10 protein-coding genes and 1 other annotated feature are annotated in these 13,403 nt (G+C 49.3%); of the genes, 6 read left to right on the top strand and 4 right to left on the bottom strand.

Translation table 11 applies throughout. The features are described 5' to 3' along the window. Positions 1 to 51 precede the first annotated feature (51 nt). Positions 52 to 639: a GNAT family N-acetyltransferase gene (locus ACOQPM_RS05390; RefSeq protein WP_420628205.1), complete on the top strand. Its 588-nt coding sequence runs from the start codon at positions 52 to 54 to the stop codon at positions 637 to 639. A 236-nt stretch (positions 640 to 875) separates the two neighbouring features. Here the strand turns inward: ACOQPM_RS05390 and ACOQPM_RS05385 are convergent, their stop codons facing one another. The 4 genes from ACOQPM_RS05385 to ACOQPM_RS05370 all read right to left on the bottom strand — a co-directional run bounded on the left by ACOQPM_RS05385 (position 876) and on the right by ACOQPM_RS05370 (position 5,542). Further along, the gene (locus ACOQPM_RS05385; protein ID WP_420628204.1) at positions 876 to 2,975 is read right to left on the bottom strand and encodes a hypothetical protein; all 2,100 of its coding nucleotides are present in this window, start codon (positions 2,973 to 2,975) and stop codon (positions 876 to 878) included. Positions 2,976 to 3,496: 521 nt separating this feature from the next. Next, on the bottom strand, positions 3,497 to 4,459 hold the full coding sequence (locus ACOQPM_RS05380) for an aldo/keto reductase (RefSeq protein WP_420628203.1): 963 nt from the start codon (positions 4,457 to 4,459) through the stop codon (positions 3,497 to 3,499). Beyond that, the gene (locus ACOQPM_RS05375) at positions 4,446 to 4,835 is read right to left on the bottom strand and encodes a MerR family transcriptional regulator (RefSeq protein WP_420628202.1); all 390 of its coding nucleotides are present in this window, start codon (positions 4,833 to 4,835) and stop codon (positions 4,446 to 4,448) included. Before ACOQPM_RS05375 ends, ACOQPM_RS05380 begins: the two co-directional genes overlap by 14 nt. A 197-nt stretch (positions 4,836 to 5,032) precedes the next feature. Continuing rightward, positions 5,033 to 5,542: a hypothetical protein gene (locus ACOQPM_RS05370; RefSeq protein ID WP_420628201.1), complete on the bottom strand. Its 510-nt coding sequence runs from the start codon at positions 5,540 to 5,542 to the stop codon at positions 5,033 to 5,035. A 192-nt stretch (positions 5,543 to 5,734) separates the two neighbouring features. On the opposite strand from ACOQPM_RS05370, the gene ACOQPM_RS05365 reads away from it, so the two are divergent. The 5 genes from ACOQPM_RS05365 to ACOQPM_RS05345 all read left to right on the top strand — a co-directional run bounded on the left by ACOQPM_RS05365 (position 5,735) and on the right by ACOQPM_RS05345 (position 13,323). After that, complete coding sequence (locus tag ACOQPM_RS05365; RefSeq protein WP_420628200.1) at positions 5,735 to 8,260, top strand: hypothetical protein; 2,526 nt, start codon at positions 5,735 to 5,737, stop codon at positions 8,258 to 8,260. A gap of 93 nt (positions 8,261 to 8,353) precedes the next feature. After that, complete coding sequence (locus tag ACOQPM_RS05360) at positions 8,354 to 9,103, top strand: peptidylprolyl isomerase (protein ID WP_420628199.1); 750 nt, start codon at positions 8,354 to 8,356, stop codon at positions 9,101 to 9,103. Positions 9,104 to 9,109: 6 nt separating this feature from the next. After that, positions 9,110 to 9,733 (top strand): class I SAM-dependent methyltransferase, encoded by a 624-nt coding sequence (locus tag ACOQPM_RS05355; protein WP_420628198.1) that lies wholly within the window; start codon positions 9,110 to 9,112, stop codon positions 9,731 to 9,733. A gap of 81 nt (positions 9,734 to 9,814) precedes the next feature. Then, positions 9,815 to 10,174 carry a YbaN family protein gene (locus ACOQPM_RS05350; RefSeq protein WP_420628197.1) on the top strand — a complete coding sequence of 120 codons (360 nt, stop codon included), beginning with the start codon at positions 9,815 to 9,817 and terminating at the stop codon, positions 10,172 to 10,174. A gap of 54 nt (positions 10,175 to 10,228) precedes the next feature. Beyond that, positions 10,229 to 10,505, top strand: a binding site (T-box leader). 136 nt (positions 10,506 to 10,641) lie between these two features. After that, complete coding sequence (locus ACOQPM_RS05345; RefSeq protein ID WP_420628196.1) at positions 10,642 to 13,323, top strand: valine--tRNA ligase; 2,682 nt, start codon at positions 10,642 to 10,644, stop codon at positions 13,321 to 13,323. The last annotated feature ends 80 nt before the right edge of the window (positions 13,324 to 13,403 follow it).

The raw sequence follows: 13,403 nt of genomic DNA, 5'->3' as shown, positions 1-13,403 counted from the left end.
CTTGCCAATTCGCACACATTTCATAGATGAGCCATTTGGAGTCGCATGATTATGACAGAACTCAGGAACTTGTCGGTTGGGGAACATCATTTAATTGGAGACATCATCGGCGACAGCTTTGCCGATGACCCGGTCAATCAGTGGATATTTAGAAGCCAGACGAGTATTGCTAACTTTTACAGGATGGTGGCTAAAAAATTGTACCTGCAGAAAGGGTACGGGCACGTCATGGAAGATGGCAGTGGCGGTACATTGTGGCTGCCACCGGGCGTAAAGAAATTTATTCCTGTGTGGAACAGTGTTGATATAGCCGCCTCTATGATTTGGCACGGCGGGCTTTATACGCCGCTACGTGGCATGGGTGTTGATGATGCTTTAGCTGATAAAAAGCCCACAGAGCCCCACTATTTCTTGTTTGCCATCGGCGTTCGTCCCGCGCTACAGGGTCAGGGAATTGGCACAAAGCTCATGCAGGTGGGCTTGGAGCAGGCAGATTCAGAACGGAAGCCTGCCTACCTGGAAAGTAGCAAAGAGAGCAATATACCATTTTACAATCAATTTGGTTTTGAGGTTGTTGAAAAGATTGATCCTGGTAAAGGGTGCCCCGCACTCTGGTTAATGTGGCGAGAGGCCAAGTAAATGGTTTGGAACTTAGGTGCAGCAATAATTCTCGCCTAGCTCCGTTTCGCGTCATCTACAATCAGTCGCATACAGTTGTTCCTTCAAATTTGGGTTGGGTTTACGAATTTGCGAGTATGTTACCATTTTTGCCGGGAGGACGTGATGGGTTGATTAAGTTCTTGACCACATCTGACGTCTGATAAAGTAGTAGTCTGAGCGGGGTCACACTAAGCTTTTAACCTTTCCCCACGAATTTAAGATAAGTCTTTTAACAAGTCACTGCCTGACAAAGTATAGATTTTTGTTTTTGATTGAAAATTGGATAGCTCTAACTGTAATTGCTCGATTTCGTTAAGCACTTCGTCTGCAAATTCTGCCACTGTACAAAAATAAAATTCTGCAAATCCTAATTTGGCTGCAAGTTTCGCTGTCTCAAAATCTTTAGGTGCAAGCTGGCTTCCAGCTTTACATTCGCCTGCATATAGTTTCTGATCGGAGACGAACAAAAAATCAAAATCGGTTATTGGTTTATCATCTTGCCGTAACTCTAATCCAAAAACTTGGCAGGAGGTTGTCTTCTTTTCTGATAGGTGATGTAATGCTAACAAACCGACCAAAACATCTTGATCTACTGCACGATTAACCAACGTATTTAGCCTATATCGCCATTGCATTTCAATGTTTGATTTATCAGGTTCCCGAACAGGCAATATAAATCTATGTGAGCAACCAGGACATGTAAGATATTCACTTATGGTCTCTAATGGGTACCAATTAGGTACTCCACAGTTGGGGCATGATATATTAAACCCACGCTTTAACACTTGCGCTGTTACTAACTCATCTAAAAGCTTTAGTAAAGCATGTGACCTTAAATCTAAACGTTGGTCATCGCGTAGTTCACCAAAGGTACGAGGAATTTTTTTTAGTTCTGGTGGAACTTCTAAATCCTGAAAAATGTGAGTGATCTCATCTATATTCGTATTCTCAAGACCGAGAGAATTTACAATCCTCTGCGCTATTTTCTTAGTACTTTTTTGGGCGAGTATGTTCAATAATTGATAAGCGGGTTTAGTTGCCAATAACTTCAAGTTACTTAAACCTCCAACTAAATCCACCACCGCGTTCGAGTATTGTTCTACTTTTGAAGTACGGCTCTTGAAACCCTTTCCTTCAAAATATAATCTTAAACTTTCACGCTCCTGAGGTAAGTTTATGGTTCTAAAATGTGGTCTACTGGAAAGTCCAATAGCCATGCTCAAACCATATCGAGAGAACCAACTATTTTTCTCAATAGCTTCAGCAACTCGATGACATTTAGGGAAACGTTTCCAAACATCACATTCTAAATCTAAAGCAACCGTTCCTGAATGGCGATTATAAAAACTAGAAGGTGGGTCAATTCTAAATTCGTTTCCGCCGTGATTTAAACTAATTAAACTGGAAGTACTACCAGAAACACCTTCAAAATACGCTCTTGGACTTGCTATAGAACAAAACATGTAGGACAGAGGGCGATCTACTATATCTTTATCTGCTACTTTTTCATCCCCTCCAAAGCGGATCGGATTGCCATGAATAGTTTCTTCGTTGAATGGTTCTAACATTTCAAGATTATTGAAAACAACTCGTACTCTGTCTGCAAGTTCTTTACCTGACGCGTAAAAACGTAGATCCAAATTTGCTTGACGACCAGGAAAGAAGAGCTTTTCTTTAATAAGTTTAAATGCAATTTTCAATGAACTTACTTTTTCGAGTAGTTTCAATGGCAAACATAAGGTACGTCGCTCTACTCCTGCATTCTTCTTGAAGTAAACTACTTCTCGTAGAGCTCTGATATTCCAGTAGAGACATATATCAGACAGAGAATCAACAAGTACTATGTCAAAATGATCAAAGCCTGTTAAGAGTCCAAATCCACCATCCACAACCTTATACGCATTTATGCCATACGTGGTAAGGTTGATAATTGATGAAAAGGGATCGATATTAAATTGATTTCTCCAGAAGGATTCTGTACCAATTTCGACTTCTTCTTCAATAAGATCTATATTTTGTTGATAATGTTCTTCTTGCCCTGGATATATCTGACCAAATAAAGCAACTCCTAATAATTCATTAGCAATAGGTAAAATCCTATGACATAATAGGTGATTTTCCCTCAGTATATTGTCCTCAACTAAGTGCAATGTGTGTGATGTATTGTCGTGGTTTTCAAAAAAACTCCCCTTTTGGACGTTGACATTTCTAAAAGGAAATAACGTTCTTAGATAGGTTAATAGTTTGCTATGTAATTCAGTATTTTCTTCACCTTTGAAGTCCCAATAACTTACAAACCAGTCTGGTTCATGCAATTTGAGTAAGTCATCGTAAATTGGGGAAATTGATGCGTCATTGTTGACAGGAATTATTAAATGGCGCAGTCCTCCCCATTGAGTATTTATTAGACGGAGAATGCTAAGTAAGTTAGCAGAATCGTTATGCTTAACAAAATATGCAATCTTTAATGGACGGATGTTTGCTCTAAGCTAGAATAATTCTTTAGGTAAATTTTGTTGCATAGAATCACTTGTCGGTCTGCACTTGCCTAAGAAGTAGGCAAGTATTAATTTGGCATATCACAAAATAAGGAAACATAAAGAGAAAAATTCAGTATAATTTTCCAAACTTCCGATTAGGGAGGGTATCTTGAGTCAGTATAAGATTTTGGGGAAATTTTTGCAATTCAGGGTAATTTGTTGGGCAAGCTGTCGAAGGTGAGGACAGTCGCCGAACAGACCAAAGATGACGGTGGTAATTTTGCTAATCTTTCCAACGACGGCCGATTGCTCTGGCCTGGACAATGGGTACGGCCGTTTCCCTACATTATTCGTAATTACTTCTTTGCGTTAGCGATGGTGTTCATCGTTTCTTGATCGAGCATTCCGTGTTGGAGGGCTTTGGCGGATTGCTCAACCTGTACGGCCGTCCGAAAACCAACCACAGGTATTGTAATCTCGTGCCACGCCCACAGCCAGGCCAAGGCGCCTTGAACCATTGTTCGTCCGCCGCTGGTGAGGAACGGCCGTAACAATTCAACTTGCTGGCGTACCTCCGCCAAGCATCCCGCGTCTAAATTCCAGTTGGCGCGCAAATCTTCCGTGTCAAACTTAGTTTTGGCGGAGTAGCTGCCCGCGAGCAGTCCCATAAACAACGGTACGCCCGCCAGCAGAGCCACCCCGTTGGCTGCCAAAAAGTCCAGCAGATCAGGGGCATCCATCAACACATTGTGGTTGGTGATAACGGTGGCGCAGTGGGGGGCTTCTACGAACGGCCGTAGCTGTTCAATGTTTCGTGTGCCATAACAGTAAGCGCGAATCTTCCCCTCATTGATGAGCGCGTGCAGCACGTCTATAATTTCGGGCAGTTGCTCAATTGGATAATTTCCGCGCTGAAATTGGAAAATGTCAATCACGTCTGTTCGCAGTCGGCGCAGGCTGCCTTCCAGCGACCGCCGAATCATTGCGGGCGTTATTTCGCCGTCGTAATCAATTTGCGCCCGCGTTACCTCGTCAAAGGAGGCACCAAATTTGATGTGCAAAATGGCTTCGTGCCGCCGCCCAACTAAGGCACGGCCCAGCATCCGCTCGGCATGGCCTGCCCCGTAGATATTGCCCACATCAAACAGTTGAATGCCCGCAGCCAGAGCCGCGTGAATGGCTCGAATGCTTTCATCATCATCCACTTTGCCGCGTGAGGCCACCTGACCTGCGCGGGTATAAAATCCACCAATTGCCGCACAGCCAAAGCCAAGCGGTGTGATCCACTCATCCAGCTTACCCAGCTTACGTTTTTGCACGACGTGCCTCCTGTTGGGCGATGCCTTGGTGGAAACGGCCGATTTTCTTCTCGATGAATTCAAGTGCCTTCGCCAATTCTGCCTGCTGCGCCTTCATTCGCTGTTGGTGCTCAACCAGAATCGCTAAACGGCCGTGTGGGCTACCGTTCCCAAAATGCAGCTCGCCAAAAGCCCGGATGGCACGCAGCGGCATTCCCGTCTGGCGCATACAGTTCACAAAGTTGATCCACTCAATATTTGCTTCTGAATAGCGGCGGTGTCCGTGCTGGTCTCGTTCAATTGGGGGCGTTAGGCCAATTCGCTCGTAATAACGCAACGTTGACCGTGAAAGTTGGGTTCTCTCGGCACATACCTGGATACTTACTGTTTTGTCCATGTGCCAATTTTACTGGTTAAACTATGGTTTAAGTCAAGTCCTTTCGATGAAGAGGTGCTTTGTTTTTCAAAATTAGGACTTACGTAATTTGCAAGCTGTGGCCGGCGTCTCGCCGTGCCACCTGCCTGGCTCGGTCAGGAGACCGGCCAGAGCGACTGCGTAAGTCCTGAAAATATTTGCAGCGAAGTGAGGCATGATTATTCGTAGAGCGGTTGCTCTTCAGTTGCGCGTACTTGCCACTGCCCAGAGGGGATGTAGTTGATGATGACCCAGGTTTCTGCTTGAATTTGCAAGGTCTCGCTGTAGCTTAAACCTCGGGCAACATCTTCCAACTGTAGCAGTAGCTCCCCCGCTGGCCGGTTCAGCCTGAAACCATGCTGTTCACCTGTAATTGGATCGGGCAGGATATTTTGGCAGCGGTACATTTCTGCATCGTCAACGGATATAGAAAGCATATCCTGCATTCCTTCGACCAATATCCAGACAATAAATTCATCTTGTCCTGGTTCTGATGCTTCTGGTGGCAATATCTCGCAATCGGCGTGGGGATATTTGATGTCGGTTGCGACGGGCACTGGCGTGGCCGCGGCAATTGCAGTTGGTTGAGTGTCTAGCGGTGCTTGTGCCTGGCAAGCTGTGCCCAAAAATAAGATAAACAGGAGCAAAATTCCCTTTACTAATTTTCCGTTGACTTTGTTGTCATTCATCCACATCATATGCCTCCCAGTCTGTAAAGTTGCTAAACTATTCGCTCCAGCTTAACGTGACTGACGGCGATTTACTCTACTGCTTTCCAACGTTTGCTTAATGTTCTTTGTCCTGGATCATGTATAATGATTTGGGTTTGTATCATCACTTGAAATTACAAAATTTGTGGATAATTTTGCAACGGTGTGGGTATGTCGTTTGAATGGCAAACCGATGAAGAATATAGTTGGGATGAGGAGCCGATTCTCCCAGAACCACCCCAGCCTCGGCGACGCTGGCGCTTTCTTCTGGTGCTGCTGCTGGGCTTACTTGGTGTTTGGTGGGTAGTGCGATGGCAAATTGGCCAGCAGCTCGCTGAAGCAACCAGCACGATTGAAGAAGATATTCTGGCCACCCACAACTTTCTTTTGCAAACGGCCGTTTCTCAAGATGAATCTCTTTTTACAGCCAATTTGTCTGGGCGGAACCCCGACTGGACGGCACTGCAAAAAACGTTGCTTAATGACGGATTACTTCTGGCCCGCCCCATGTTTGGTTGGCAGCACGAATCTGACAGTGAGCGATTGACAGTTGATGACGTCACGCTTCAGGTCGAGCCGGACTTGCAGGGTGCGGTGTTGCTTTATCCCCAAACGCATGCAGTGCAAACCACTGCTGCCGGCCTCACAGAAACAGTTCGCTTGCAGCATACGGCCGTTTACCGGCAAGGCACACGTCGCTGGTTGTATGCACCTCCGCTGACTGATTTTTGGGGTGATTGGGCCGTGTGGGAAGGCGAACGCCTGAGCTTGGCTCATACAGAGCGAGAGGCAGAATTAGTCGAGCAGTTGGGGGCAGATTTGGATTTGTTGCTCCAGAAAATGTGCCGTGATTTGGGAGATTTGAACTGCAGCGAAGAGATGCGCGTGAACCTGCGGATGTCTACCGATCCAGACGTTTGGCTGGCAATCAACGACATCGAGACGATGCTGACAACCGGGTTGCGTATTGAGCTGCCCACGCCCACGCTGGTAGGCCTGCCCACCGATGAGGCCAGCTACCAAGTTTTGTACCGAGCGTATGGGGTGCAGGTGGCAACAGCCGTACTCGCCCACCAAATTGAGTATGATTGTTGCCGCCACGAACTATTCTTTCGCGCCTTGCGAGATTATCAGTTGGCGCAGCTAGACTTGCAGCCCTGGCCCCTAACCGCAACCATGTACCAGCAGATGTTGGACTGGGGCTTCAATAGCAGCATGGTGCGCCATTGGACGCGCCGCTGGGAAGAAGCCCCGCCCCAATTCCTCCAGGTGTGGATGGTTGAAGACCCAGACCCCATCTGGCAGCAAGTTTACATGCTGGTTGAATTTTTAGCGGCGGAAGAAACGGCCGTTTCCCCTACAGAAATGATGCGTCTGATGGATCGCAACAGCTACAATGGCTGGCTGGCCGATGTGTTGCAGGGCGAGGCCAATGTCTCCACACTAGAAAGCCGGCTTCTCCAACACGTTTATTCACAAACCAACGCTGGGCAGCAAGCCGAACCACCCATCCCACTGCCAGATGGAAAAATTACCCTCGTCTGCCAGGGGTACGCCTCCAGCAATGGCGGTCACGTCTATACATACGATCTGGCTCGGAAAACCTGGACGGAGCCATTTGCAGATCTGTTTGATCCCAACAGCATTCACACTGCCGATGGGGAGCTGTTTGTGATGACCGAAATAGCATTTGCTGAGCTTGAGACCACCTTTAAGTTTTGGCTGGCCGGTGAAGATGAATTTGTGTTGATTGAAGAGGCGCAAATTGCAGCAGGCAACCAGCATTGGATTAACTACTTTGTTGCCGATGAAAAGTCTGAATATTTGCTGCGCTATGAACATTTAGAAGGGGAGACAAACCTTGCCCTGCTGCCCACTGCGTGTGCTGGAGGCAGCTGCCCCGCTGTGGCTCTGGATGGCTGGACTGTTTTTGCCCCAAACAACGAGCATCTGCTAATACAAGGACTACCCTCCGAGCCAAACGACTTTGACCCAGACACGCCATTTCGGTTGCAGTACCTGCTCCATGTAATGACGCCAGATGGTGAGCTGCGCCAATTTTTGCACCAGGGTGGCGCCCCGTTTTGGCTCAACGACGCGGTATACGGTTATGTGCAAATCGTAGAGGGCGGCTGGGAATTGGTAACGGCCGTTACTGACCAAAACCAACCTCGATACATCCTTAGCCAAACAGAGATGCTGGCAGAATTCCCCGTCGCCGAACGCCCGGGCAACCTATTCTTGACGCAAGTGGTTGTCAATCCATACAATCCGCAAGAGTTGCTGTTGCAGTTGAGTCTCCCGGAAAACCCTTCAGAATTTGAGCCAAACATACCCAGCTACCTCTTCAAGCTGACGCTCACGCCAGATTTCACCGGGATCGAATCTATCCACCTGCTGCGCGAGGAGACGTTTAGCGGGACGATTGACTTTTCCGCAAACGGCCGTCACATTATTCACGGTCATTTTAACCAGTACAGCGTCAGCGTTACCTGGCATTTTTACAATGAGGAGACAGGCGAAACAGAACTTTCATTTGACTCCCCGTACTTACTGGCGGGCACCGATGATGGGCAATGGTATGTGCAACTGACCGAAGATTATGTTCTGCTGCGCGCGCCGCTGTACGATTACCAGGAATTTATCCCCCACGGGTTTGGCGAATGCCACCAGGCACTCTTGTCGGTTGAGGAATGAAGAGGATAATTTACTTGAATAGTGGCTCGTGCAAACAACCAGCTACTAACAAACTAACAACCAGCAACTACTTACACAAGGAGAACCAAATTCATGGCAAAACATCGTCGTCAAACCCCGTCACGCGCCGCACGGCGGGAGGCATTTGCCCAAAAGAAAGCTGCCCAGCGGCGGCTGTACCTGACCATCGGTGGCGTGGTCGCCGTTTTGGTCATTGCCCTGATTGTGTGGCAACTTTGGCCGGAACCGGAAGCAGAGCCAGCGGCGGAATCTGTTGCGGCCATAACTTTGGATGGGGAACGGCCGTTGGCCAATCTCACCCCCCCTGAACGCAACAACTACTACAATGCCCCGCCAGAAATGATCATTGATACCAGCAAAACCTACGAAGCGATCATCGTTACCGAACAAGGAGAAATGCGCCTCCGCCTTTTCGATGACGAAGCCCCGATAACCGTGAACAACTTTGTTTTTTTGGCCAACCAGGGTTTTTATGACGGCACGGTTTTCCACCGCGTTTTGGCAGATTTTATGGCGCAGGCGGGCGATCCCACAGGGACGGGGCGTGGTGGGCCCGGCTATCAATTCCAAGACGAATTTGACAATGATTTAGCGTTTGATCGGCGCGGCTTGCTGGCAATGGCCAACTCTGGTGCCAATACAAACGGCAGCCAATTCTTCATTACGTTTAATGCCGAAGGGTCTGCCCATTTAACAGGCAGGCACACCATTTTTGGTGAACTTGTTGAGGGAGATGACGTTTTGAGTGCCATCACGCTGCGCGATCCGGGTTCTGCCACGCCCGCAGACGTGATTGAGCGCATAGACATTGTGGAGCAGTAGCTCACTGTGAGCGTGCAACAAGCGTATGATTTGTGGTCGGCGAGCTACGACGCCGACCACAATCCCACACGGGATTTAGATCGTGCTGTCATGACCCAGGTGTTAGGGGAGCAGCGTTTTGGCATCATTTTGGAAGTTGGTTGCGGAACGGGCAAAAATACGGGGCTATTGGCAGAAATTGGGGAAACGCTAACGGCCGTTGACTTTTCATCTGGCATGTTGGCCAAAGCAAAGGCCAAAATTACCGCCCACAATGTCACTTTTCAGCAGGCCGACATCACCAAACCGTGGTCAACGCCCGCCGCCTCCTTTGATTTGGTTACGTTTAACTTAATTTTAGAGCATATCGAAGATTTGGACTTTGTGATGGGGCAGGCCAGCCAGGCTTTAGCGACCAACGGGCTGCTTTTTATTTGTGAACTTCATCCCTTTAAGCAATACCGGGGAAGCCAAGCACAGTTTACCCAAGACGGTGAGGTAAATTTTGTGCCAGCCTTTACGCATCATACGTCTGATTTTCTGGCTGCAGCGCAAAAGCATGGCCTGAAATTGCAGAGTTTAAATGAATGGTGGCATGAGGATGATGGTGATAAGCCACCTCGATTGATCTCTTTTCTGTTTCGCAAATAGCCAATTGTCATATGATTTTGATGACAAAAATTGAGCTAAATTCTTTGCAAATCTATGTAAAGTTGTGCTAATCTTGGCAGCATGAAGCTATGGTTTGTTTTAGGCACTTTCTTTTTGGGAACGGCCGTTCTCGGCATTATCCTCCCTGTCTTGCCAACAACCCCATTAGTGCTGGTAGCGGCAGGTTGCTTCGCTAAATCGTCCCCCAAAACGTACAATTGGTTGCTAGAAAGTGAGCAGTTTGGCCCCCTTATCAAAAATTGGGAAGCAAATCGCTGTATCCCCCTAAAAATCAAGCGATTGGCAATGACTATGATTGTGCTGTTTGGTGGTTCATCTGTTATCTTCTTCGTTTCAGTCATTTGGGCTAAGGTAGCCGCCTTGGCATTATTAGCCTACGGTGGCTGGTACGTTTGGCAAATTCCTTCTTGCGTCGAATAATCTCTCTTTGTCGGTATTTAGTCACTTTGCTATACTTTTGCCCAGTTAAAAACATAAAAGATGGTGAATGGGAGTAGTAAGAAGCAGCCCCACGAGAGAGCCAGAGCAGTTGTTGGTGTGAGCTTTGGTGGAAACGGCCGTTTCTGAAGTCGCCCAGGAGTTGTTTCAGTGAACTATCGTGCGTGCGCGATTTAATAACCGAAACCGGGAAAGCCCGTTAACGCTTAACTGAGTGCCGTTTTCTGTAGACGGTGGTTTTTAACCGATTACCGATTACTGATTACCGGAAACAAGGTGGTACCGCGTGAGATTCCAAGCTCTCGTCCTTGAATGGGATGAGAGCTTTTTATTTGCATGATACGAAAAACAGGACACGGAAGAACACAGATTGGCACGGATAAAACAACAAATCAGTGAAAACCCGTGTTTATCAGTGTCCTATAAAAAAATGTATGGAAGGAAAAATTATGACCGACATGCCCAAAGCCTACGACTTTAGCAGCACCGAAGAGCGTCTTTACCAATGGTGGGAAGAAAACGGCTGGTTCAAGCCAGAAGCTCGCCCCGCCAACGCGGAGCCGTTTGTCATTTCTATCCCGCCGCCCAACGTGACGGGCGAACTGCACATGGGGCACGCCATGTTTGTGGCGCTGGAAGACCTCATGATTCGCCGAGCGCGGATGCAGGGACGTGCTGCCCTGTGGGTGCCCGGCACCGACCACGCAGGCATTGCCACGCAGCTCCAGGTAGAGCGATTGCTGCGTAGCGAAGGCACCTCCCGCGAGGAAATTGGCCGTGAGGCATTTTTAGAGCGCACCTGGGCCTGGAAGAAGAAGTATGGCGGCCACATCACCAATCAGTTGCGCCGCCTTGGTGCTTCCTGCGACTGGGACCGCGAGCGATTTACGCTGGATGAGGGATTGTCTGAGGCGGTGAAGGAAGCGTTTGTGCGTCTTTACCGCATGGGGCTTATTTACCGGGCGGAATATTTGGTGAACTGGTCGCCTGGATTGCAAACGGCCGTTTCAGACCTAGAAGTTGAATATTCCGAAGAGCAAGGGTTGATGTACCACTTCAAATATCCCGTGAAAGGGGGCGGCTTCCTGCCCGTGGCTACCACGCGCCCGGAGACGATTTTGGGGGATACGGCCGTTGCCGTCCACCCTGACGATGAGCGATACACCCAGTTTGTAGGCAAAACCTGTCTCGTCCCCATGCTCAACCGCGAAATTCCCATCATCGCCGATGAGTACGTAGACATGAGCTTTGGCACAGGCGCACTCAAAATCACACCCGGCCACGACCCCAACGACTTCGAGATTGGCCAGCGGCACGGGCTGGCGATTATCAACATCATGAACAAAGACGCCACGCTAAACGACAACGCCGGGCAATACGCCGGGATGGAGCGTTTTGAAGCGCGCGAGAAGCTGTGGGCAGACATGGAAGCCAATGACCTGACCATTGAAACGAAGCCACACACGCTCAGCGTGCCACGCAGCCAGCGAGGCGGCGAGGTGATCGAGCCGCTGGTGTCTCGCCAATGGTTTGTCAATGTGGAACCGGCTGCCCAAATGGGGCTGGACGCCGTCCATCGTGGGCGTGTTCGCATTGTGCCGGAGCGGTTTGTGAAGGTGTGGGACAACTGGCTGGAGAACATCAAGCCGTGGTGCATCAGCCGTCAGCTTTGGTGGGGGCATCGCATTCCTGCCTGGTATGTGAATGATGATCCCGAAAAAGTGATTGTGGCTCACAGCGAAGAAGGAGCGCTGGTTGAAGCCAAAGCCAAATATGGCGACAACATAACCCTCACGCAAGACCCGGACGTGCTGGACACCTGGTTCAGCAGCGGCCTTTGGCCGTTTTCCACGCTGGGCTGGCCAGAAAACACGCCCGATTTGCAACGTTTTTATCCGACTGACGTGATGGAAACTGGGTACGACATTTTGTTCTTCTGGGTGGCGCGAATGGTGATGTCGGCGCTGTTGTTTACCAACGATATTCCCTTCCACACGGTGTATTTGCATGGGCTGGTGCGGGATGAACACGGCCGTAAAATGTCCAAATCATACGGCAATGTGACCGACCCGCTGGTGGTGATGGGCGAACTGGGCACCGACGCTCTCCGCTTCACGCTGCTCACCAGCGGCACTCCCGGCAACGATCTCAATTTGGCACTCTCCAAAGTGGAAAGCAACCGCAACTTTGCCAACAAAATCTGGAACACGGCACGCTTTATCACTGCCAACCTGAACAAAGCCACGAAGTCTGACGCTACCGATTCGCCCAGCTACACCGCCGCCGACCAGTGGATTTTGACGCGGTTGAGTGAAGTGACGGAAACGGCCGATCGGCTGATGGATGGCTACAATTTTGGCGAGGCGGGGCGGCAGGTGTACGATTTTTTGTGGGGCGACTATGCCGACTGGTATGTGGAATTGGCGAAAGTGCAGCTTCGCGAGGGTGGCAGCCGCGCCTGGACGACGCTTTCCATACTGCGGCAGGTGCTAGACAACTGTCTACGGCTGCTCCATCCTTACATTCCTTACGTCACGGAAGAGACATGGCAGCAGCTAAGGCAAGTGTTTGAAGCCGCTGACCTGGATATTGCCCCCGCAGGTGGCTGGCCTGAGGCGCTCATCATCGCCGACTGGCCAGCAATCGGTGAAAAATATCCAGAGGCAACGGCCGATTTTGAGCGGCTGCGGGAGCTGGTGCGGGCGATTCGGGCGGCGCGGGCTGAAAATGGTGTTGCACCGGGTAAATGGATTACGGCCGTTCTCAGCACAGGTGACAAAACAGCGTTCATCAACGAGCAAAAAGCAATCCTGTGTGCTTTGGCGCGGTTGAGTGAGGAGGAGCTGGTGGTGATGGAAACGGCCGTTCCCCCCGAACAAGCCATCACCATTTCGCTAGGGGAAATTAGCTGCTACCTGCCGCTGGCTGGCATGGTTGATCTCGACAAAGAGCGAGAACGCCTCACCAAAGAGCTGGCCGAGCTGGACAAGCAAATCAAGCGGGTAACTGGCTTGCTCAACAGCCCCTTTGCCCAAAAAGCGCCCGAAGCCGTCGTGCAAAAAGAGCGCGACAAATTAGCAGATTTACAGTCCAGTCACACAGAACTTTCGGAGCGACTCACCTCTTTGTAAGCGCGTGTAGTTAGGTGACAGGCACTTCAAAAGTGCCTGTCACCTTCGAAGCGATTCGTCACCTATCTGTTTGGTGACTG

The organism is Candidatus Leptofilum sp. (assembly GCF_965223525.1).
In the GTDB taxonomy this organism is placed as follows: domain Bacteria; phylum Chloroflexota; class Anaerolineae; order Promineifilales; family Promineifilaceae; genus Leptofilum.
This window is presented reverse-complemented; position numbering and strand designations above follow the sequence as displayed.